This is a genomic window from Kribbella sp. NPDC058693, from assembly GCF_042715335.1.
Lineage (GTDB): Bacteria > Actinomycetota > Actinomycetes > Propionibacteriales > Kribbellaceae > Kribbella > Kribbella jiaozuonensis.
Window position 1 is genome coordinate 892415 of record NZ_JBHXSQ010000004.1, and the last position, 21039, is coordinate 913453.

Consider the following 21039-nt stretch of genomic DNA (forward strand, 5'->3'; position numbering starts at 1 on the left):
CCGCAGCAGACCCCCGGCACTTGCCGGGGGTCTGCTGTCGTCTGCCCCCGCGGGTGACTACCTGGGTGCTAGGAAGCTTGGGAGTTGTTCGAGGGCTGTGACTGCGGGTGGGGGGAACTGGCGGGTGGGGCCGTTCGGGCCTTCCTCTGGGCGGCGGAGGTAGTGGTTGATGAAGGTCTGGGTTTGGGTGAGGACGGTGGCGGACTGGGTGGGAGACAACTTCCCGGATTGGAGGGCGTCGGCGAATTCGTCGAGGTCTAGGAGTTGGTAGCGGTCCAGTGCGGGTGGGATGAGGAAGTCGATGTACATGTCGTGGACGACCAAGCCCTCGTCGGTGTGTGAGATGTCTACGAGGTCGACGTACCACCAGCCCTCGACCGGGCCCTCGAAGACAACCGGCTTTGTCAGTTGGATGCCTTCGTTTAACAGGAGGTAGCTGCGGTCGACGGTTGGGCGGCCGGCGACCTGGTACTTGGGCAGGATGCGGACGTCGTACGCGACGACATCATCGACTCGCCGCCCAGGACACCACTGGCCGCTTCGATGGAGGACCTGGATGTTCACGCCGACGGCCGGGCGCGGAAGATGATGATGCCGACGTGTTGGGCGAGCCAGGCCTGTTTGTGGGGATAGCGCTGCTGCTTCTCCTCCGACAGTTGCGGCTCGAGTACCCGCTCGACCACGAATCCGTTGTCGGTCAAGGAGTTGTGGATCGACGAGAACGTGTCGGTTGTGTGGGTGATGGTCACGTCCCGGTCCCACAGCGACGGGTACGAATACGGACCGACCGCGTGGTACGCCTCCCCGAGCCCGATGCCCTCCCGCTCCGAGCGTTCGACGGCCCAGCGGATCGGGTGGGCCATGGAGACGACGAGTACGCCGTCCTCGGTCAGCAGCGACCGCACCGCGCGGAGCGTGCGGTCACGATCCCGGGCGTACGCGAGCGACTGCAGGAACACCACCAAATCGAACCGCCGGCCCTCGAGCGCCTCGATCTCGTCGAGCGTGGAGAGGTCGCCGGTGAGCAACGTGACGTCGACGTCGTCCGGCGGCGTCACGAACTGCGCGCCGACGTCTACGCCGACCACCGACGCCGCGCCGTACTCCCGGGCCAACTCGACGGCCTTGCCGCCGTTCCCGCAGCCGACATCGAGGACGGCCTTGCCCGCCACCGAGCCGATCATCGAGCGCTGGGCGTCCCATTCCATCAATTGGTCGAGCGAATCCTCACGGACTCGGGACTGTTCGTATGCGGTCGTCAACGTCTGCCACGGATCCATGCCGCGAGGCTATAAGCCGGGTGCACCCGGACGTGACCTATTTTCGTGGCATGACAGCCGTGCTTGCGATCATCCACGCGGGGCTGGCGGCGGCGTGGGTCGGCGGGATGGCGTACTCGCTGTTCGTCGTGCAGCCGAAGCTCAAGCGGTACTTCGGGACCGACCAGGACGGTCGCGAGCAGCTCACCGCAGTCATTGCCTCAGGCAACCGCTGGAAGGTGATCGGCCTGATCGCCGCGATCGCGCTCACCGGCGGCGCGATGCTCGCGATCAACCGGGACCACTGGTGGATCCACGCGGTGAAGGGCCTGCTGTTGCTGATCGCAACAGCCATCTTCTGGTACGTCTCCTGGCGCCACTGGCCGCAGCGTGTCTTCGCGACCGCGGCCGAGCTGCCGGCGCTTCAACGCTGGCTGATCATCCTCGCGACCACGATGCTCGGGCTGGCGGGACTGGCGTTCGCGCTCGGCGTGGTCGCAGTACACCTCTGAGAGTTTGCTCACCCAAACGAGCGCTTGTGTCACTCCCTGCGAGAAATACATTGGGTGGGAATGCATCTCTCGAGGGACGAGGAGCGACCGTATGTGTGGCATCACCGGGTGGGTGGCGTACCGGCAGGATCTCGGCGCGGAGCGGGAGGTCGTCGACGCGATGACCGAGACGATGTCGTGTCGCGGGCCGGACGCGAGGGGCACCTGGTACTCGCCGCACGTCGCACTCGGGCATCGCAGACTCGCCGTCATCGACCTCCCCGGCGGCGAGCAGCCGATGACCACCGACGTCGTCCACGAGGGGCGCACGATCACGCTCGGGATGGTGTACAGCGGTGAGGTCTACAACTATACCGAGCTGCGCGACGAGCTCCGCCGCCGCGGGCACGCGTTCACGACCGACTCGGACACCGAGGTCGTGCTCCGTGCCTACGCCGAGTGGGGTACTGCGTTCGCGGAACGGCTGAACGGGATGTACGCGCTCGCGATCTGGGACCCGCGGACCGAGACCCTGGTGATGGTCCGCGACCGGATGGGCATCAAGCCGTTCTTCTACTACCCGACCGCGGACGGGGTGCTGTTCGGTTCCGAGCCGAAGGCGATCCTGGCGAACCCCGCCGTACCGGCCGTCGTCGAGGCCGAGGGTCTGCGCGAGCTGTTCACGATGTCGAAGACGCCCGGCAAGTCCTTGTGGGCGGGGATGTTCGAGGTCGAGCCGGGCACTGTCGTCACGGTCGATCGTGCCGGCATCCGTCGCAACGTCTACTGGCGGTTGGAGACCAGGCGGCACACCGACGACCAGGACACGTCGGTCGCGCATATCCGGGAACTGCTCGACGACATCACGCGGCGGCAGCTGGTGGCCGACGTACCGCGGTGTGTGCTGTTGTCGGGCGGGCTCGACTCGAGCGCGATCACGGCGCTCGCCGCCGGGCAGTTGGCGGAGGAGGGGAAGAAGGTCCGCAGCTTCGCGGTCGACTTCGTCGGGCAGGAGGAGAACTTCCAGCCGACCGAGCTCCGCGGTACGCCGGACACGCCGTACGTGCACGACGTTGCGGATCTGGTGCATTCGCAGCACTCGGACATCGTGCTGGACAACGCCGTACTGACCGATCCGGAGATCCGGCGGAAGGTGGTCCGGGCGAACGACGGGCCGATCGGCGGTGACATCTTCAACTCGCTGTACCTGCTGTTCGCGGCGATCCGCGAGCAGTCGACGGTCGCGCTGTCGGGCGAGTCGGCGGACGAGGTGTTCGGCGGGTACCTGTGGTTCCACGACCCCGAGGTCCGGAACCGGCCGATGTTCCCCTGGATCGCGTACTCGCTGTCGCGACGACAGGCCGGCCAGGTCAACGTCCTACGGAAGGACGTGCTGCGGCAGCTCGATCTCGGCGGTCATCTGCGGGACCGGTACGCCGAGGCCGTGGGCGAGATCGAGCGGCTCGAGGGGGAGTCGGACGACGAGTGGGCGATGCGGAAGGTCTGCTACCTGCACCTGACCCGGATGGTGCGGATCCTGCTCGACCGGAAGGACCGGATGAGCATGGCGGTCGGGCTCGAGGTGCGGGTGCCGTTCTGCGATCACCGGCTGGTGGAGTACGTCTACAACACCCCGTGGTCGATGAAGACGTTCGACGGGCACGAGAAGAGCCTGCTGCGGGCGGCGACCAGCGACGTACTGCCGCGGTCGGTGGTGGAGCGGCGGAAGTCGCCGTACCCGCAGACCCAGGATCCGGCGTACGTCGAGGCGCTGGCGGGGCAGGTCCGTGAGCTGGTGGCCGATCGGCATCCGGTGTTCGAGCTGGTGGACCGCGAGCGGGCCGATCAGCTGGCCCGGTCGGCGGAGGGGGCGGGGCGGCGGCAGCTGGAGCAAACGCTGTCGCTGGCGACCTGGATTGACGTTTATCACCCAGATATCAGGCTCTCGTTGTAGGAGTTGTTTGGCTGCCTGTGCCAGGATGGCGCTTCCCGACGGAGGTGATCCACATGGCGCACATGGCGGCGGCTGAGACTCTGCTACTCCTGGTGAGCATGCACCGGATCGTCAGGCACCTGCGCCGGAGCAGGACCACCACGGTCATGCACCCGACGCAGTTCCTGGCGCTGATGCTGATCGCCGACGAGCAACCGATCCGGATCGGCGAGATCGCCAGCCGGGTCCCGTGCTCCCAACCCACCGCGACCACCACGGTCGCGGCGCTGGAACAAGCCGGCCTGGTACGCCGCGAGCCGGACCCCGTCGACGGCCGCGCCACCGCCGTCGTCCTCACCGAGGTCGGCGCCGCCACCGTAGAAGCGTCCGGCCAGCAGGCAGCCGACGAACTCTCCAACCTCCTCAACCGCCTCGACGACCAAGACCGAGCCCTGGTCCTCAAAGCCGGCCAAGCCCTCTCCCGAATAACCAAAGACCTGTAGGCCAGGGTTTCCAGGGGCATCCAGGGGCAGATAGGAAAATCCGCTCGCCGACCCACAACTTCCGGCTACAGTTGATCTTGCTCGTGGACAGAAGAGTCCCTTGAAGTGGACCCGGCAGCCATCCGGACGGTCGGTGAGCCGGGTCTCGCGCTTTCTTCAGAGGTCGCGCAGGCCACTGAACGCCGCGACAGTGCGGCGCCAGTGTCCTGCGCGGGCCCACGCCCAGCCGACGGCATCGGGCACCCACAGCAGCGGATCGAGCTTCGGCACCATCAGCTCCCACCGCAGCTCGAAGCACTCGAAGCGCCGGCACGCGGCGTGCAGCGTCTCCCGGTCCCGCGCGATGGTCGACTCGTCCCGCTCGATCACGAGCCGCTCGGCGTCAGTTGCCGCATCGCGGACGATCGCCTCGAGACAGCGGCGCCTGTTAGCGAGCGTCTCTCGCTCGGTCGCATAGATGTCGACCAGCAGGTGTAGCCCTGCGATGACGTCAAGGATCTGCTTGCGGCGTGCATCGGTCTCGTGCCTGAAATGCAGACGCTCCTGTCCAGGCAGGAGCAGCCCGCGAAGAGCCTTGCGATTGACCGCGACATCACCTGATGGGCACCGAGCGGCAACCATCAGGAATCCCCGGGTCTTGTTCTCGTCGACGAACACGTGGGTTGGCATCTCCCCGCCCTGTTGAGTGGCAAGGTTCGACGTTCACACGTGTCGGGAGCTGCCTGAGGGAATGACACCGGGGCATCTCGGGGCAGGTTGGGGCAGATTGAAATGGAGCCGCCGGAGGGGTGAGTCCTCCGGCGGCTCCTGTTGGGTTAGTTGCGGTTGATGGTGAAGGTTGTGGTTGTGTTTTGGATGTCTTTGGCGTTGTTGGAGAGGGTTAGGTTGTTGAAGGTGACGGAGCCTACGGCTGGGCCTTGGCCGGGTTCTGGGAGTTCGTTGGCCCAGATTCCGAAGCCGGACTTGGCGTCGAAGGCGTCGCCGGATTTGCGGGCTCCGGTGATTGTCGTGTTGGTGAAGACGGTATCCGCGACCGGGAACTGCGGCTGGCCGCCGACGTAATTGGTCTGGAACATGATCCCGCTGTACGTCGGATCGACGATATCGAGATCACTCACGCGAATCCCCTGGAAGATCTTCGAGGCCGAGAAGATCCACACCCCGGGGAATGCCTGATTACCCCAGAAATGCCCGCCGGACCGCACCACCGAAGCATTCTGGAAGACGGTCGGCGGGGTCGCACCGAATCCGTTCATCGGAATGCCGAAGTCCAGCGAGCTGATCGTGATCCCCGGGTACGTGAGCATGTCCGCCGCGTACAGGTTCCGGAAGATGTTGTTCGTCCCGCCGTACACCGCGAACCCGGCGGCCCGCCAGGTCAGCGCCGCGGACAGGTTCTCGAAGACGTTGTCCCGCACTTCCCCGCCGCCGTTGTCGGTGGCGTTGAAGAGCGCGAAACTGTCGTCGCCGGTGGAGCGGGCGTCGTTGTTGCTGACGGTGTTCCCGGACGATCCGTTCGTCATGTTGATGCCGTCGGCGAACGTGTCCCGGATGCGCGAGTTCTTGATCGTCGACGTGTCGGTGTTCGAGCCCCAGTACATGCAGACCATGTGCTCGACCCAGATGTTGTCGATGGTCATGTTCGCCGTACCGGAGAAGTCGAACACCTTCCCGGGTCCGTCGATCCGCGACGTGTAGTTGCCGAAGTACGCGAATCCGCTGAACGTCGACCCGTTCGCCGATGCCTCGGACCGGAATCCGACATCGGTGTTGTCCTGCGTCGTCGGCGCGTGGAACCGGGTGAACCAGGGTCCGGCCCCGACGATCTTGACGGCCTTGCCGTACACCTGGAACTTCGACGAAGTGTCGTAGTCACCGGCCGGCAGGTAGACACCCTGCAGCGTGCTGTCCTGCCGCACCCGGTCGAGTGCGTTCTGCACGTCCTGCTGGGAGAACCCGGCCGGCGTCACGAATCCGGCGCCGGGGTTCGCAACCTGAGTCGCGGCCTCGGTGTCGACGAAGTCGATCGAGTACGTCGTGCTGTTGGCCGGATCCTTCTGCAGCCGGATCCTGGTCCCGGCCGGATACGTCTGGTCGAGCATCAGGTTGGCTTCGTCGTAGATGTGCCGCGCCGGCCCCGATCCGGGCGAGTTGTTCGGCGACGCCTCCGCGCCGTACAGCCAGGCGTACTTCGACGTCAGCGGCAACGTCTTCGCGAAGCTGCCGTTGATGTAGACACTGATCGACGAGCTCTGGCCACCGCCACCGGCGGAGTCCGGCATCGAGAACCGGGTGACCAGCGCGTTCGTCGATGCCCGCGTGGTGAACTCGACGTACGAGCCGTTCGAGTTGAGCGTCACCGCGCGCCGGCCGGAAGCCTCGCCGGCCAGATCGCCGATGGTCCGGTTCGGCCCGATGACGGTCGCACCGCCGCCGACCGAGGCGTCCTCTGCCTCGAGGTGGTCGTACGGCATGTTCGCACCACGACCGACGAAGAGCGGCCGCTCGCTGGTGTTGTTCGTCCGCTTCACCGGCAGCTCGTTCGCGTCGTCGGCCAGCACGACCCGCACGGTGTAGCGCCCGTTCGCCGCCGTCCAGTTGCCCAGAGCAACAGCAGGAGTGGTCGCACCGGCCGCGATCGCACCGTTGTACGACCCAGTCAGCGTCGTGACCACGGAGGACCCGTTCAGCACCGTCAGCGTGATCCCATGCGCACCAGACGCAGAGGCGACACTGCCCTGGTTGCGCAAAGCAACCGAGAATGCGACGGAGTTGCCTGCCGACGGGTTGCCCGGCGTCCAGTTGACCGCCGACGCGATCAGGTCCGAGCTCGCAACCGGCGTCACCACAAGAGGCCCGGAAGCGTTCGCGGTGTTGTTCCCGTCGTTCTGCTCGATCACCGTGTTGGCCTCGTCGACCTTGGCGCTCAACGAGTACGACCCGGCGTCGCGCGTGCCGATCGACGCGCTGACCGTCGTCGACGCCCCGGCCGCGAGCGCGCCGACCGCCGCCGTACCGACCTTGGTGTCGCCGAAGTAGAAGTTCACGTCGGTCGCCGCGGAGCCCGCCGTACCGCCGTTGTTCACCGTCGCGCGGACCGTGATCGCGTCGGTCTCCACCGGAGACGTCGGTGTCCAGGACACGTTCGACAAGGTGAGATCCGGGTTCGGAGCCGGTACGCCGAGCACCTGCAGCTCAGCGACCTGCCCGGCCGGCGCGCCGGTGTTCCCGGTGAAGTTCAGCCGTACGTCGGCCACCCGCGCGCTCACCGGGATCGTCACGCTGTTGCCGCCCGACGGGCTGAAGTTGTACGCAGCGGAGCCAACGATCGTCGTAAACGTTGACGAGCTCTGCTCGCGACCGAGAATCGAGAACGTCTGCGTCCGCGGTCCCCAGGCCGAGTCCGGGTTGAGCCGGACCACGATCGAGCTGAGATCCGCATTCGAGCCGAGCTGCGTGGTCAGCGTCGCCGGGTTGGCGTTGCCCTCCCAGTACGTCGTCACGTCGTCGTCGTTCGCGTTCGCCGGCACGTACGTGAACGTGTACCCGGACGCGGTGATCGGCTTGTGCAGCGCGAGGTTGCTACCCGGTCCGCCACTGCCGTTACGGGTGACGGTGTTGCTGTTCGGCGATTGGTTGCCAGCAGCATCCTTTGCTCGGACGAAGTACGACACCGAAACATTGGCCGGTTGGTTGTCTGTGTACGTCAGCCCGGTCACGCTGGTTTTCAGCTGGCCGTTGGCGTAGACGTCGTACCCGGTAACGCCGGCGTTGTCGGTCGAGGCGTTCCAGGTGAGGCGGATCTGTCCGGAGCCGGGCTCGGTGAAGGCCAGGCCGCCCGGGGCGGTGGGAGCCTGGGTGTCACCGGTCGCCGGCCCGTAGACCTCGAGCTCGGACAGCTGCCCGGCCGGCCACCCGGTGTTCGCGGTGATCCGGATCCGGACGTACCGCGTGGTCGCCGTGCCGTAGTTGACCGTCACGGTGTTGTTCGGCGGGCTGAACGTGCGCGCCGCGGACGCGGACAGATCGGTGAAGTTCTGCCCGTCGACGCTGCCCTGGACCGCGAGGGTCTCGTCGCGGGCGCCCCAGTTCGCGGTCGGCAGCTTGAGCACGACCTGGTTGGTCGCGACCGACGAGCCGAGGTCGACCTGGACCCACTGCGGGAACGCGTTGTTCGCGCTCTCCCAGTAGCTGCTCTGGTTGCTGTCCGTCACGTTCGACGCGACGTAGGTCTGGGTGCTGCTACTGGCCGAGGCGGCTTTGCCGGCGGCGAGGTTGGGTCCGGCGAGTACGGCGGCCTGCGCGGCCGGTACCGGTCGGACGAGTGGTGCCGCCGCGAGACTCGCAGCCAGCAAGGCGGTCAGCAACCGCCATCTCGGAATACGCATGGGCCTCTCCTGGTGGGCGGGTCAGGGAAGAGCTGCCGCGCTGGAGTCCAAAACTTTCGCTGACTTGCTCATTTCTTGCGCGGCGATGGCTCATTGTTACGGCACCGCTACGCAGCCGTCAACGGTTCATCAACGACGAAAGGCCCGGCTCGCACAGAGCGAGCCGGGCCATCGGGAGCAGCGTCAGTGCTTGGCGGGACCTTCCGCGCCGGCACCGGTGAGCGCGCGGACCGAGAGTTCCTTGTACCGCTCCTCGCTGGACTTGTCCCGGCCGAGGTACGTGCCGAGGACGCCGAACAGGAAGCCGAGCGGGATCGACACGATGCCCGGGTTCGACAGCGGGAACCAGGCGAAGTCGGCGCCGGTGATCATCGACGTCGGCTTGCCCGACACCACCGGCGAGAAGACCACCAGGACGACCGCGGAGATCAGGCCGCCGTAGATGCTCCATGCGGCGCCAGAAGTGTTGAACCGCTTCCAGAACAGGTTGAAGAGCAGCGCCGGCAGGTTCGCCGAGGCCGCGACCGCGAAGGCCAGTGCGACCAGGAATGCGATGTTCAGCTTCTGCGCCGGGATCGCCAGCGCGATCGCCACCGCGCCGATCCCGATCGCGGCGAACCGCGCCACCCGGAGCTCGCTCTTCTCCGACGGCTTCTGCTTCGCGATCACGTTCGCGTAGAGGTCGTGCGCGAACGACGACGCCGACGTCAGCGTGAGCCCGGCGACCACCGCGAGGATCGTCGCGAAGGCGACCGCCGCGATCAGCGCCAGCAGGATCGCCCCGCCGATCGATCCGGCACCACCGCCGACGGCCTCCGCCAGCAGCGGCGACGCGACGTTGCCCTTCGACTCGGCCACCGCCGAACCCTTGCCGGTGTCGAGCAGCGCCGCCGCGCCGAACCCGAGAGCCAGCGTCATCAGGTAGAACACGCCGATCAGGCCGATCGCCCACTGCACCGAGCGCCGCGCGGCCCGCGAGTCCGGCACCGTGTAGAAGCGGATCAGGATGTGTGGCAGGCCCGCCGTACCGAGGACCAGCGCGAGGCCGAGGGACAGGAAGTCGATCTGGCCGGTGAGGTCCTTGCCGTACAGCAACCCGGGCTGCAGGAACGACTCGCCGTGGCCGGACTTCGTCGCCGCCGCGCCGAGCAGGTCCGAGAGGTTGAAGTGGAACTTCAGCAGCACCAGGAACGTGATCACGACGGTGCCGGCCATCAGCAGCACGGCCTTCACGATCTGCACCCAGGTGGTGCCCTTCATGCCGCCGATCGTCACGTAGATGATCATCAGCGCGCCGACCAGGACGATCACGGCGGCCTTCAGACCCTCGCTCTTCACGCCGAGCAGCAGCCCGACGAGCGAGCCGGCCCCGACCATCTGGGCCAGCAGGTAGAAGATCGACACCACGATCGTCGAGGTCGCGGCCGCCGTCCGGACCGGCCGCTGCTTCATCCGGAACGCGAGCTGGTCGGCCATCGTGAAGCGGCCCGAGTTCCGCAGCAGCTCGGCGATCAGCAGGAGCGCGACCAGCCAGGCGACCAGGAAGCCGATCGAGTACAGGAAGCCGTCGTACCCGTAGAGGGCGATCTGGCCGGAGATGCCGAGGAAGGACGCGGCGGACATGTAGTCGCCCGAGACGGCCAGGCCGTTCTGCGCGCCGCTGAAGTTGCGGCCGCCGGCGTAGTAGTCGGCCGCGGTCTTGTTCTGCCTGGACGCCCACCAGGTGATGTACAGCGTCACGGCAACAACAGCGGTGAACAGGGAGATGGTCAGGGCCCGGTTGCCGGGCTCGGTGGCCATCGGGATGAGAAGCGAGTTCACCGGCGGCGCTCCCTCTTGTACTTGGCGTTCAGGCCGTGGGCCAGCGGGTCGAGCTTCCGGTTGGCGAACCGGCCGTACAGCGCGGCGATCACAAATGTCGACACGAACTGCAGCAGGCCGAAGATCAGCGCGACGTTGATGTGGCTGCCGCCGATCCGGTGGCTCATGAAGCCGCGGGCCCAGTTGTTGCAGGCGACGTACGCCAGGTACCAGGCCATGAAGGTGATGGTCCACGGCACCACGAAGTTCTTGTAGCGCCGTTTCAGCTCGGTGAAATCGGCCGCTTCGTACACAGCCTCGTATGCACGGGCATCCCGCTCGCGCACCGCCTGGTCGTCCATCAGATCCCCTTTTGCCCGGACACGAACAGGTGCACGTTAGCCGCAAGTCGCCCGTTTGTGACCTACCGCAACCAAAACGTTTCTACAGGTGCGGTGCGACCGGCCCGTCGACGGTACGGCGGTAATTGGCGAACTCGCTGGGGTGCGCCCGGAAACAGTCGGTGAAGTACGGCATCCGCAGCGCCTCCGGGGGCCGGGCGGTGTGCTCGTAGATCAGCTCGATCTGGTCCAGGACCTGGTCGCGCCGGGTGTCCTTGAGTACGGCGACCCGCGAGTGCGACTGGGCCAGCTGCCGCAGGCCTTCGCGGTTCAGGTCGTGCCAGTGCCGGAACCGGGCGAACTCGGGCGGGGTGAACAGGTTCGACTGGTCCAGGATCGGCACCGGGTCGAACCGGTCGCTGCCGCCGACACCGTCGCCCTGGATGGTCTGGAAGATCCGGCGGACCCACGGAACCACGGTGTCCGCGTTGTTCCAGAGCAGGCCCAGTACGCCGTTCGGCCGCAGCACCCGGGCGATCTCCGGCAGCGCGCGGGCGTGGTCGAACCAATGGAACGCCTGGCCGACGATGACCGCGTCCACCGAGGCGTGCGCGAGCGGGATCGACTCCGCGGCGCCGACCATCGTGTCGATACCGGACCGTCGGCGGCAGACCTCGAGCATCTCCTGCGACGGGTCGACCGCGATGACATCGTGCCCGAGCTCGGCGGCGACCGCGGCGAGCTTGCCGGTGCCGGCCCCCAGATCGAGTACCTGCAGACCGCGGCCCGGGCCCAGGATCCAGGTCAGCGACTCGACCGGGAACGTCGGGCGACCCACGTCGTACGCCGCCGCGACGGCGCCGAACGACTTCGCCCGCGCCGCGTGCGCGCCGTTGGCCGGGCCGTCCGCGGCGTCCCCGGCTGGGTCATCGGTGGTCATCACCGTAAATCATGCCGTAGTGGACGGCCTGCGTGCGGTCACTCGCCGAGCTTCTTCTGCTCGATGTGTGCGTTGAGCGCGGCCAGCTCCGGGTGGGCGTCCAGGATCGCGACCAGTTCCGCGCAGTTGAGCCGGGGTGCGTCGAAGTCCTCGATGAGTGCGTCGAGCAACTTCCAGTCGTCCGCGGTGTCCAGGGTCAGCCGGTACTGCGCCCCGCCGCCGGACCACGGAAGGTTCAGCAGCCGCATCTCGCCGGACCGGTTCTGGTGCAGGTACGGCGTGACGTGCTCGCGGTCGGCCTTGAGCGTGGCCTTCGCCTCCGCGTCGTACAACCGGGCGGTGGAGAAGATCTCGAAGTCCATGCCGCGCGGGTAGGTCCGCTCGAGGCAGTTCGAGATGTACAGGTCGAGGTCGTTCTCGGCCCGCCAGCGATCGACGCCCGCGGCAACGATCTCCGGGTCGATCAGCGGGCAGTCCGACGTCACCCGAACGATCGCGTCCAGCTCGTGCTCGCGGGCGGCGCCGGCGAACCGGCTCAGTACGTCGTCCTCGCTGCCGCGGAACACCGGGATGCCGTCCTCATGACACACCTGCACCACGAGGTCGTCGTGGACGTTCGTGGTGGTCGCGACGATCACCGGCAGGCCGGTGCGGCTCAGCCGGTCGAGATGGTGTTCGAGGTACGAACGGCCCGCGACGCTCAGCAGCACCTTGGCCGGCAGTCGCGTGCTGGTCACGCGCACCTGCGTGATGATGCCTACTTTCAGGGGTTCCATCGGAACATCTCCCGGATCTCGGCCGGACCGGCGACATGGTCGACGCCCAGCTCGGTATCGGTGAACTCACGCGCGACCGCCGCCGGGACGAACGGCTGGTCGAGCTCCGGCCACAGCCGCTTGATCCGTGCCTGGCCGCCGAACGACGGGTGCTCGTTCTCCAGCACCATGGGATCACCGTAGACCCCGGGCTGCAGGCCGAGCGAGGCGCCGTACAGAACGGCGGAGCTGAGCCGGTTGGACGCGACCCGCTCGTGCCGGCGGAGCTCGCGCAGCTGGTTGACCAGGAACTTGGCGTTGGTACGGCGCCAGTGCAGGCCGCGGTAGCCGTGCGTGATGACCCGGAAACCGGCGTCCTTGTAGACGTTGCGGATCGCGGGCTTGTCGTACTCGTTCCAGTACAGGCAGACGGTGACCGGGCCGGTCTCGTGCTCGTTGATCGAGGCAACGATCCGGCCGTGGTCGCCGAGCACGTGCTGGCCTTCCCAGCCGTGGAACGGATAGAAGATGGTGCCCTTGGCACGTTTCGCCGGGGTGGCGAGCTCCGGATGGATCTTGAGCAGGTACAGCCAGACCGAGCCGATCACCGAGTAGTTGCGCAGGCCGAGCGCGTGGCCGCGGCGGCGGACGCTGTCGGACCAGACGAACTTCGGCATCCCCGGCGCGAAGTTCGTGCCGTGCGCGAACCCGTCGAGGATGTTCCAGCCGTGCTGCAGGTAGCCCCAGATCCGCGGTGGTTTCGAGAGTCCGGCGTACGACGCCATGATGTTGGCGTGGCCGTAGAAGTGGTTGGCGTGGTGCATCAGCGACGCACCTTACGGAGTACGCGCTTGAGGCGGCGGCGGATCACCCGAGCCGGGTTGAGTACGCCGTGGCCGACGCGATACGGGAGCGAACGCCGGATGCCGCTGACGGTGCCTTCGAACAGGATCGCGCGGGCGCTGGCGTGGGCGAGCTCGTCGGCGAGCCGAGCGACCGTCGCGAGCTGCTCGGCGCTGCCGCGCGGGCGAATGACTTCATCCGGCGTGAACTCCTGCTCCGGGACGGTGATCCCGGCCATCGACGCCAACCGTGCCGTCAACGCGTGCGGATCAGCCGCCGCGGGCCATGGTTGCCGCGAGCCACTTTCCAACGCCCGCTTCGCGAACCGGGCCAGGTGCTCCACAACGTCCAGCTCCTGCGGCTCCCCGAACAGCCGGTACGACACCCCGTCGAGAATCACGTTGTCCGGCGACCCCGTACCACCCGACCCCAGCCAGGCCACATACCCAGGAATCACCTTCCGAAGCTCGGCCTGATCATCAGAGCGCAGGGCCGTCAGAAGGTGCTCCTCCAGCACAACACCTTCGCCGACCGGCACAACACCTTTGGGCAACTCAGTCGGCGTATCCGCCCCAACCACGAAGTACCAAGCCGGAGCCAGTTCCACGCCGAGCCCAACCGCGGCCGCATCAAGCACCACGCGGTACGGATCCATCAGCACCGGACCTTGGTTGCCTGCAGCAACAGCACGCGCACCGACGACAGCCGCGAATCCTTCGACCGAGCTGACCGCGACATCCGCCTGGACCAGCGACGGGAAGACGGCGTACGTGCGCCTCACCTGCACGCCGGCGTCGTCGAGAGCGGCTGCCAGCGGTCTAAGACCGGCGGGCGCGCGATCGGCGACATCCCGTCCCCAGTCCTCGTCCCGCGGAAGAGCCGCGGCAATATCCGGCTGCACCAACCGCTGGAACCCGAACGAGTTCTCCGCCCCCAACAACAACCGGCCACCGGGCGCCAGCTGCCGAACCAACCGCCCGAGCCCATCGCCCCAGCTGAACCGCGCAGTATCCGGCCCGACCAGCCGATCCATCCCATCCAACGCAACAACCACGTCATACCCACCACCGACGCCGCTCGCCGTGCCGCCACCGACTCCGTTCGCACCGGCGGCCGCGGCCCTCGTCCCTCCGGCTTCTTCGTCAACCGCGAAGCGGTCGACCGAGCCGCAGAAGACTTCGCCTTTGGTGGTGGAGAGGAGCTCCGCGAGTTCTTCGGCGTCCGGGGCGGAGCGGACGAGGAGGTCCACCGACGTGACCTGGGAAGCGACAGCGGTGATGAGATCGGCGGCGTGGGGGCCGGCGATCAGGACGGTGTCGTCGGGGTGGAGGGTGGCGGCCAGGAGTGCTGTCGCTGCGGGTCCGGCGGCCGCGGGGCGGGCGTCGCCCGGGTGCAGATCCGACCAGTTGAGCATCTCTCCGCCGATCAGATTCGATCGGGTCACATCCGTCACGTTAGCGAACCAACTCCACGAGAGTCTCGATCACTCGGTCGACGTCACCGTCGGTGAGGGCCGGGAAGAGCGGTAACGACAGCTCCTCGGTGTAGTACTGCTCCGCGTTCGGGCAGAGTCCGCGCTTGTATCCCTGCCGCGCGAACACCGGGTGCCAGTACACCGGAATGTAGTTCACCTGTACGCCGATCCCCGCGGCCCGCATCCGCTCGAACACCTCGCGGCGGCGTCCGCCGAGCACCCGGATCGGGTACAGGTGCCACATCGGATCGACGCCGTCCCGTTGCACCGGCGTACGCAGGCCGTCGATGTCGGCGAACGCCTTGTTGTAGCGCGCGGTGATCTCGGTTCGACGGCGTTTGAACTCAGCGAGACGGGCGAGCTGGGAGAGCCCGAGTGCGGCGCCGAGGTCGGTGAGGCGGTAGTTCACGCCGTACTCGTGGACCTCTTGGTGCCACGGGCCTTCGTCGGTGAGCTCGAAGCGCGACGGGTCGCGGACGAGACCGATGAAGTGGAACTCGTGGGCTCGCTGGCCAACAACCGGATCTTTGCAGACGACCGCGCCGCCTTCGCCGGTGGTCAGGTTCTTCGTCGGGAAGAACGACATCGTGGTCACATCGGCCAGGTCACCGACCGGACGGCCGCCTGCCGAGCCACCGACCGAGTGAGCGGCGTCGGCCAGCGTGCGAGCACCGACTCGGTCTGCAAGCGGCTGGAGAGCGTCATAGTCAGCGGACTGACCGGCATAGTCGACCGCCGCGATGACCCTGGACCGTTCAGAAAGCGACGCTTCGACGGCAGACGGGTCTATCAGGCCGGTGTCGTAGTCGATGTCGGCGAAGACGATCTGGGCGCCGAGCATGGCGGCGCAGGAAGCGGTGGCTACGAAGGTCATCGGCGTGGTGATGACCTCATCGCCAGGGCCGACGCCCAGGGCGGCGTACGCGATGTGAAGGGCCGCGGTCCCCGACGTACAGCTGACTGCGCGGTGGCCGCCGGCCAGCTCAGACACCGTCTGCTCGAAGGCGGTGACCGCCGGTCCGGTCGTGAGCCAGTCGCCCCGCAGTACGGCGGTGACCGCCGCGATGTCGTCCTCGGAGATCGACTGGCGTCCGTACGGCAGCACGGTCAGACGTCGCTCTCGAGGATCTTGCGGATCTCCTCGATCGAGTACCACTGGTCGTTGGTGTCGGACGCGTAGTGGAAATCGCCCGCGACCGGACGGCCGTCGGTGGGCGGCTGGTAGCCCCAGGTGGCGAGGTCGGGCTGCAGGACGAAGCGGTTGCCGAGGGACAGCGCGCGGCGGCCTTCCTCCGGGCTGATCATCTCCTCGTGCAGCTTCTCGCCCGGGCGCAGGCCGACGTCGTGCATGGTCGCGCCGGGCGCGATCGCCTCGGCCAGGTCGGTCACCTTCATCGACGGGATCCGCGGTACGTACAGCTCGCCGCCGGTCATCAGGTCGAACGAGTCGACGACGAACTCGACCGCCTCCGGCAGCGTGATCAGGAACCGGGTGCAGCGCAGGTCGGTGATCGGCAGCGACTGGCCGGCCGCGTGCAACGCGCGGAACTTCGGGATGATCGAGCCCCGGCTGCCCATCACGTTCCCGTACCGCACGACGCTGAAGCGGGTGTCGTACGCCGCCGCGTAGTGGTTGCCGTTGATGAACAGCTTGTCCGCGGTCAGCTTGGTCGCGCCGTACAGGTTGATCGGGCTGGACGCCTTGTCCGTCGACAGCGCCACGACCCGCTTCACGCCGCAGTCGATCGCCGCCTCGATGACGTTCTGCGAGCCGATCACGTTGGTCTGGACGAACTCCCACGGGTTGTACTCACCGCTGTCCACCTGCTTCAGCGCAGCGGCGTGTACGACGTAGTCGACCCGGTGCATCGCCCGCAGCAACCGGGACCGGTCGCGGACGTCGCCGAGGAAGAACCGCAGCCGCGGGTCGTCGCCGAACAGCTGGCGGACCTCCCACTGCTTCAGCTCGTCGCGGCTGAACACGATGATGCGGCGCGGATTCAGCTGGTCCAGCGCGTGCCGTACAAAGCTCCGGCCGAACGACCCGGTGCCTCCGGTGACGAGGATGTCTGAGCCGGTAAGGATTGACACGCGAGCGGGACCCTTCTGACGGACAGTTCCGAACCGCACACGCGCGGTACGGACCTCGAAACAATAGCTGCCCCGTGAGCCGGTCCTTCAATCCACTGTCTCAGCCCGGCGTGATCAAACGTACGCTCGGGAAGTAGAAGCGGAACGGGCGTGGGTCGCGGGTGATGACGTCGTAGCGCTGCACGGCGGCGTGCGCGCCGATGTAGAAATCCGGCAGCGGCGAGGTCTTCGCGCCGCCGGCGCGGCGGTAGGTGACGAAGGCGCGCGCGGCCAGGAAGCCGGCCGGGAACGGCAGCGGTTCGCGCCGGAAGTCGCTGACCGGCAGCGCGGCGTCGACCTCCTCGATGCGGTCGAACCCGGCCGAGACCTCGGCGTACACGATCGGGTTGATCACCAGCTCGCCCTGGTCGCGGGCGCCGGCCACCGCGGTCGCGGACCACTCGCCCCAGTCGCGGTCGTCGGTCAGGATGTCGAGCAGCACACAGGTGTCGATCAGCGACACCCGCTCCTCGGACTGCTCGGCCCGGCGGCGCGGGCCGAGCAACTTGTCGGGGCGATCACTCGCCACGCAGCAGCTCCATCAGCTCCTCGGTGCTCATCCCGCCGGTCGCCCGGCCGCGCATCTCCCGGACCAACCGCTGGCCGCGGCTCTCGGCCTCCTCGACCCGCACGATCCGCAGACCGTCGGCCGCCTCGATCACGGTCACTTCGTCCCCCTCGTGGAGATGGTGCTTGCGCCGGAGCTCGGCCGGGATCGTGACCTGGCCCTTGCTGTTCAGTCGCATCGTAGCCTCCCACGTATTACTTCTCCTACGTACTACTAGTCTATCCACAAGTGCGGATTCTCACCTCGGCCCGCCCCCGGCAACCGGATATGCAGCCGATACGGTCTGGGCGTGAAGCGCGTCGGGGTGCGATGTGATGTGGGGCCGGCCCGGGGCATCGGGCACGTGATGCGCTGCCTGGCGCTCGCCGAGGAGGTACGCCGCCGCGACGTCGAGCTGATCTTCCTCTGCGACGCGCACACCGTGCCGTGGGCCGCCGACCAGATCGCGGCGCGCGGCATCGACGTACATCCCGCGGTCTGGACGGCTGCCGAACACGTCGAGCTCTTCGAGCGGCTCGAGCTTGATGCGGTCGTCTTCGACTCCTACGACCTGGACGCAGCCGTCTACGCGGCCGCCCGGGTGCTTCCAACGCTGGCGATCGTCGACGGCGACTTCCGTGGCGCCGAGGCGGACGTGCTGGTCGACCAGAACCTCGCTGCGGAGCTCGATCACCCCGCGCTGCCGCGGGACTCGGTCCGGCTGGCCGGTCTGCCGTACGTGATGATCCGCGACGAGATCCTCGACCACCGTCCCGCCGAGCCGCCTGCGGCCCGGCATACCGCAGTACCGAAGGTGTTTGCGTTCTTCGGTGGCACAGATGCCTTCGGCGCCGGCCCGTACGTCGCACGCGCGCTAGCGGCGACCGGTCTGCCGTTCGAGGCCACCGTCGTCGCGCCCAGCCCCGACCTCGCCGCACAGATCGCGGCAGTCGAGCTGCAAGCGCAGCAGCAGCTCCAGATCATCGGTCCGACCAATCAACTGGCCGCAGAGGTCCGTGCCGCCGACCTGACCATCAGTGCGTCGGGTACCTCGACCTGGGAGCTGCTCTGTCTCGGTGCGACGACCGGACTGGTCTGTGTGGTCGACAACCAGATCATGGGCTACGAGCGCGCTGTCGGTACCGGTGCGGCGGCTGGACTGGGACTGCTGAGCGCGTTGCAGACGGACACGTCGTCCGCGGTCCCGACACTCAAGCGGCTGCTGTCCGACTCGGCTGAGCGTGGCCGATTGGCTGGTGCAGGGTGGGAGCTGGTCGACGGTCGGGGGCGGGAGCGGGTGGCTGACGCCCTCCTGCAGCTCATCTGAGCTCGTAGACCGTCGCGTCCAGAGTGGCGTGACGGAGGCGGACGAAGTTGCGGAGCGCGGGCGATACGCCGCCGGCGCGGTTGTCGGCGTACAGCCAGCGCACTCCGGCCTGGCGTAGTCGCTCGATCGACGCAGGCGTCGGCGACTTGAAGGCGGTGTCGTTGGCGGCCAGCTCGCTGTTGTCCCAGTACGGGATCAGGCTCGGGTTGTCGCCGGTGGTGAGGGCTATGCGGTTGGCCTGGTTGGAGTACGACCAGCCTTCGATGAGGACAGGGCGCTCCGACAGAGCAGCGAGCCAGAAGTGCCGGCTGTCGCAGAGGCCGTTGCGCTGGATGATGCAGTGCGCGTTCGTCGCGACCAGGTCGCCCGGTGTGCTGTTCTTCTGGAGCCACTGGGCAGCGCCTGCCTCAGCAGCCGTCGCACCGCCGCGGAACGGATGCGCGAAGACCAGATTCGACGCCTTGTCCGACACGAACGCCTGCAACGGCACCAGCGCCGCGCCGATCATGCACGCCGCGACCGCTGCACCGAGCAATGCCACGAAGAAGTTGCCCGGCCGCCGCGCCAGCTTCCAGACAACGGCCACCAGCACACCAACCACCAGGACAGCAGCCAGCGTCCACAGCCACGGCGCCTTGATACCGGGCAGATCAGCGGACTGCCATCGAGCGATCGCCAGCGCCACCAGACCCAGCAGTCCGGCCGAACCCACGAGCACCACGGCCCGCCGATCGCCGAGTCGCCCGACCAGATTCGCCAGCCCGACGGACGCCAGTACGGCGACCACGGGGAACGCCGTACGAAGGAAGTAGAGCTGGCTGACGCCCGACTGGGTGGTCAGCAACGTCCCCAGCAACCCGGCGACCACGAAGCCGGCCAGGAACACCGCACCGGTGTCCCGCCACCTCCGGCCGAGGAAGAACAACCCCGACGCGGCGAGCGCCCAACTCAGCAGAGTCGTTGCCCCGGTCAACAACTGCGCGTGCGGGTTCGACATCAACATCGGGTACGGCGCCAGCTGGACGAACGTCTCGAACGGCTTGATCTCCGTCCCCCACGTGCTCCCGCCGAAGATCGTGATCAGCGCCGCCACGAACACCGCCAGCGACAGCAGCCCGCCGTAGAACGCAGGCCGAGTACTCCGCCGCGCCAGCCCCAACTGCAGGAACGCGAACGCGAACCCGACCCCCACCAGCGGCAGGATCGTCGACTTCGCGCCGGCCGCTACCAGCGCGAGCAGCACCAGCAACACCCATCGGCTGCGTTCCCTCCCGCCGGACCGCAACAGGTCCACCGCCACGATGCACACGGCCAGTGCGATCAGTACTCCAAGGTTCTGCGTCGGGCTCAGGTACGCCGCCACCGCAGTGGAGACGCCGCCCAAGCCACCCCCGGCCAACGGCTGCATCGCCCCACCGAGTCCCGCGATGAACACAGCGAGCGGCCCGGCCCAGGTGGCGCCCGACTCCGCCGTCGGAGCGAGCCGAGTGGTCAGCGCGAACACCAGCCCGCAGCCGGCGAGGAACAACGGCAGCCAGCTCAGCGAATGGATCAGATCGGTCAGATCGATCCGCGTACCCCACTGCGTCGCGGCCGTCGCCTGGTGGAAGAACGTGTGGTACTTCATCGGCTCCCCGCCGAGCCACAACGTCGAGATCGGTACGTCGTACTTCGCGCTCGCCGCCAGCGCCTGCTGGAAGGCCAGATCCGGGTACGCACGCAGCGGATCGGTGTACGCCGGGAGGAACTGCCCCGGACCGCGCCGGTACACGATCAGCAGCACGACCGCGGTCGACGCCGCGAGCAGCCACGCCTGCAGGGGTCGCAGCGGCTTCTCGACCCGCCGCCAGACCCGCGCCCGGGCGTCGCTGTCGACGAACGCGACCACCAGCACGACCGGAGCCCACACCCACGACCACGCCTGCAGACCGATCGACGCACTGGCCAGATAGACCAGCACCTGCCCGGCCGTCCCGACAGCGAACCCCGCGGACAGGTCCTCCACCAGGTTGCGCCCGTACCCGCCGATCAGCCGCCACAGCGCGAACCCGGGCAGCAGGACCGCGACCCCGGTGAACAGCACGAAGCGGATGAGCTCGAAGAACGTCGCGTGCAGCGCGAGCAGGACGATCGCCAGGACCACGACAGCAAGCCCGGCGACCAGACCGGAAAGGGAAGGCCCCGCAGTACGCGGCCCCCGCCGCCTCGCTCTCGCGCGCATGCCGTAACACTAATGTGAAATTCGCCCCGGAGCGTGCCCGGCGATTCACAGGTGGTCACCTCCGGCGTCACCGACATGCCTTAAGCT

Annotated in this window: 19 protein-coding genes; 4 read left to right on the plus strand and 15 right to left on the minus strand. The window is 67.6% G+C overall.

Annotated features, from left to right (window positions below; genetic code table 11):
* Window positions 1-57: 57 nt before the first annotated feature.
* Both ACFWUU_RS30685 and ACFWUU_RS30690 read right to left on the minus strand, forming a co-directional pair.
* Window positions 58-564, minus strand: a complete 507-nt coding sequence (locus ACFWUU_RS30685) for a hypothetical protein (RefSeq protein ID WP_380180647.1) — start codon at window positions 562-564, stop codon at window positions 58-60.
* Window positions 561-1280: a methyltransferase gene (locus ACFWUU_RS30690; protein ID WP_380180649.1), complete on the minus strand. Its 720-nt coding sequence runs from the start codon at window positions 1278-1280 to the stop codon at window positions 561-563. Before ACFWUU_RS30690 ends, ACFWUU_RS30685 begins: the two co-directional genes overlap by 4 nt.
* Before the next feature lie 50 nt (window positions 1281-1330).
* On the opposite strand from ACFWUU_RS30690, the gene ACFWUU_RS30695 reads away from it, so the two are divergent.
* From ACFWUU_RS30695 to ACFWUU_RS30705, 3 genes are all read left to right on the plus strand, one after another.
* Window positions 1331-1771, plus strand: a complete 441-nt coding sequence (locus ACFWUU_RS30695; RefSeq protein WP_380180651.1) for a hypothetical protein — start codon at window positions 1331-1333, stop codon at window positions 1769-1771.
* Window positions 1772-1862: 91 nt separating this feature from the next.
* The gene (asnB, locus tag ACFWUU_RS30700) at window positions 1863-3704 is read left to right on the plus strand and encodes an asparagine synthase (glutamine-hydrolyzing) (protein ID WP_380180653.1); all 1842 of its coding nucleotides are present in this window, start codon (window positions 1863-1865) and stop codon (window positions 3702-3704) included.
* Window positions 3705-3757: 53 nt separating this feature from the next.
* Window positions 3758-4186, plus strand: a complete 429-nt coding sequence (locus tag ACFWUU_RS30705; protein WP_380180655.1) for a MarR family winged helix-turn-helix transcriptional regulator — start codon at window positions 3758-3760, stop codon at window positions 4184-4186.
* 156 nt (window positions 4187-4342) lie between these two features.
* On the opposite strand, the gene ACFWUU_RS30710 is transcribed toward ACFWUU_RS30705, so the two are convergent.
* The 12 genes from ACFWUU_RS30710 to ACFWUU_RS30765 all read right to left on the minus strand — a co-directional run bounded on the left by ACFWUU_RS30710 (window position 4343) and on the right by ACFWUU_RS30765 (window position 17603).
* Entirely contained in the window at window positions 4343-4855 is a 513-nt protein-coding gene (locus ACFWUU_RS30710) for a hypothetical protein (RefSeq protein ID WP_380180657.1), read from the minus strand.
* Window positions 4856-5001: 146 nt separating this feature from the next.
* The gene (locus ACFWUU_RS30715; RefSeq protein ID WP_380180658.1) at window positions 5002-8574 is read right to left on the minus strand and encodes a discoidin domain-containing protein; all 3573 of its coding nucleotides are present in this window, start codon (window positions 8572-8574) and stop codon (window positions 5002-5004) included.
* A gap of 183 nt (window positions 8575-8757) precedes the next feature.
* Window positions 8758-10374 (minus strand): cation acetate symporter, encoded by a 1617-nt coding sequence (locus tag ACFWUU_RS30720; protein ID WP_380181781.1) that lies wholly within the window; start codon window positions 10372-10374, stop codon window positions 8758-8760.
* Window positions 10375-10391: 17 nt separating this feature from the next.
* Entirely contained in the window at window positions 10392-10736 is a 345-nt protein-coding gene (locus ACFWUU_RS30725; protein WP_137252138.1) for a DUF485 domain-containing protein, read from the minus strand.
* A gap of 82 nt (window positions 10737-10818) precedes the next feature.
* Window positions 10819-11655 (minus strand): methyltransferase domain-containing protein, encoded by an 837-nt coding sequence (locus ACFWUU_RS30730; protein WP_380180660.1) that lies wholly within the window; start codon window positions 11653-11655, stop codon window positions 10819-10821.
* A 38-nt stretch (window positions 11656-11693) separates the two neighbouring features.
* Window positions 11694-12431 (minus strand): cytidylyltransferase domain-containing protein, encoded by a 738-nt coding sequence (locus ACFWUU_RS30735; RefSeq protein ID WP_380180662.1) that lies wholly within the window; start codon window positions 12429-12431, stop codon window positions 11694-11696.
* Window positions 12419-13234 (minus strand): hypothetical protein, encoded by an 816-nt coding sequence (locus ACFWUU_RS30740; protein WP_137252140.1) that lies wholly within the window; start codon window positions 13232-13234, stop codon window positions 12419-12421. Before ACFWUU_RS30740 ends, ACFWUU_RS30735 begins: the two co-directional genes overlap by 13 nt.
* Complete coding sequence (locus ACFWUU_RS30745) at window positions 13234-14697, minus strand: hypothetical protein (protein ID WP_380180664.1); 1464 nt, start codon at window positions 14695-14697, stop codon at window positions 13234-13236. The genes ACFWUU_RS30740 and ACFWUU_RS30745 overlap by 1 nt, the downstream gene beginning before the upstream one ends.
* A gap of 10 nt (window positions 14698-14707) precedes the next feature.
* Window positions 14708-15832 (minus strand): UDP-4-amino-4,6-dideoxy-N-acetyl-beta-L-altrosamine transaminase, encoded by a 1125-nt coding sequence (gene pseC, locus ACFWUU_RS30750; RefSeq protein WP_380180666.1) that lies wholly within the window; start codon window positions 15830-15832, stop codon window positions 14708-14710.
* Between the two features lie 2 nt (window positions 15833-15834).
* A complete protein-coding gene (gene pseB / locus ACFWUU_RS30755) occupies window positions 15835-16818 on the minus strand; it encodes a UDP-N-acetylglucosamine 4,6-dehydratase (inverting) (protein ID WP_137252142.1) in 984 nt (327 codons plus the stop codon).
* A 100-nt stretch (window positions 16819-16918) separates the two neighbouring features.
* Window positions 16919-17386 carry a type II toxin-antitoxin system VapC family toxin gene (locus ACFWUU_RS30760; protein WP_233714444.1) on the minus strand — a complete coding sequence of 156 codons (468 nt, stop codon included), beginning with the start codon at window positions 17384-17386 and terminating at the stop codon, window positions 16919-16921.
* On the minus strand, window positions 17376-17603 hold the full coding sequence (locus ACFWUU_RS30765) for an AbrB/MazE/SpoVT family DNA-binding domain-containing protein (protein WP_130445939.1): 228 nt from the start codon (window positions 17601-17603) through the stop codon (window positions 17376-17378). Before ACFWUU_RS30765 ends, ACFWUU_RS30760 begins: the two co-directional genes overlap by 11 nt.
* Window positions 17604-17714: 111 nt before the next feature.
* Here ACFWUU_RS30765 and ACFWUU_RS30770 point away from each other — a divergent pair, with 111 nt between their 5' ends.
* Window positions 17715-18731, plus strand: coding sequence for a PseG/SpsG family protein (locus ACFWUU_RS30770; RefSeq protein WP_380180668.1), 1017 nt, complete (start codon window positions 17715-17717; stop codon window positions 18729-18731).
* On the opposite strand, the gene ACFWUU_RS30775 is transcribed toward ACFWUU_RS30770, so the two are convergent.
* Window positions 18724-20952, minus strand: coding sequence for a hypothetical protein (locus ACFWUU_RS30775; RefSeq protein ID WP_380180671.1), 2229 nt, complete (start codon window positions 20950-20952; stop codon window positions 18724-18726). The two genes, ACFWUU_RS30770 and ACFWUU_RS30775, sit on opposite strands and share 8 nt — an antisense overlap.
* Between the last annotated feature and the right edge of the window lie 87 nt (window positions 20953-21039).

Excerpts from the sequence above, each read along its gene's own strand:
- ACFWUU_RS30710 (WP_380180657.1), bottom strand. The coding sequence starts at position 4,855 with ATGCCAACCCACGTGTTCGTCGACGAGAACAAGACCCGGGGATTCCTG.
- ACFWUU_RS30705 (WP_380180655.1), top strand. The coding sequence starts at position 3,758 with ATGGCGCACATGGCGGCGGCTGAGACTCTGCTACTCCTGGTGAGCATG.
- ACFWUU_RS30725 (WP_137252138.1), bottom strand. The coding sequence starts at position 10,736 with ATGGACGACCAGGCGGTGCGCGAGCGGGATGCCCGTGCATACGAGGCT.
- ACFWUU_RS30765 (WP_130445939.1), bottom strand. The coding sequence starts at position 17,603 with ATGCGACTGAACAGCAAGGGCCAGGTCACGATCCCGGCCGAGCTCCGG.
- asnB (WP_380180653.1), top strand. The coding sequence starts at position 1,863 with ATGTGTGGCATCACCGGGTGGGTGGCGTACCGGCAGGATCTCGGCGCG.
- ACFWUU_RS30720 (WP_380181781.1), bottom strand. The coding sequence starts at position 10,374 with ATGGCCACCGAGCCCGGCAACCGGGCCCTGACCATCTCCCTGTTCACC.
- ACFWUU_RS30730 (WP_380180660.1), bottom strand. The coding sequence starts at position 11,655 with ATGACCACCGATGACCCAGCCGGGGACGCCGCGGACGGCCCGGCCAAC.
- ACFWUU_RS30775 (WP_380180671.1), bottom strand. The coding sequence starts at position 20,952 with ATGCGCGCGAGAGCGAGGCGGCGGGGGCCGCGTACTGCGGGGCCTTCC.
- ACFWUU_RS30695 (WP_380180651.1), top strand. The coding sequence starts at position 1,331 with ATGACAGCCGTGCTTGCGATCATCCACGCGGGGCTGGCGGCGGCGTGG.
- ACFWUU_RS30740 (WP_137252140.1), bottom strand. The coding sequence starts at position 13,234 with ATGCACCACGCCAACCACTTCTACGGCCACGCCAACATCATGGCGTCG.
- ACFWUU_RS30715 (WP_380180658.1), bottom strand. The coding sequence starts at position 8,574 with ATGCGTATTCCGAGATGGCGGTTGCTGACCGCCTTGCTGGCTGCGAGT.
- ACFWUU_RS30735 (WP_380180662.1), bottom strand. The coding sequence starts at position 12,431 with ATGGAACCCCTGAAAGTAGGCATCATCACGCAGGTGCGCGTGACCAGC.
- ACFWUU_RS30690 (WP_380180649.1), bottom strand. The coding sequence starts at position 1,280 with ATGGATCCGTGGCAGACGTTGACGACCGCATACGAACAGTCCCGAGTC.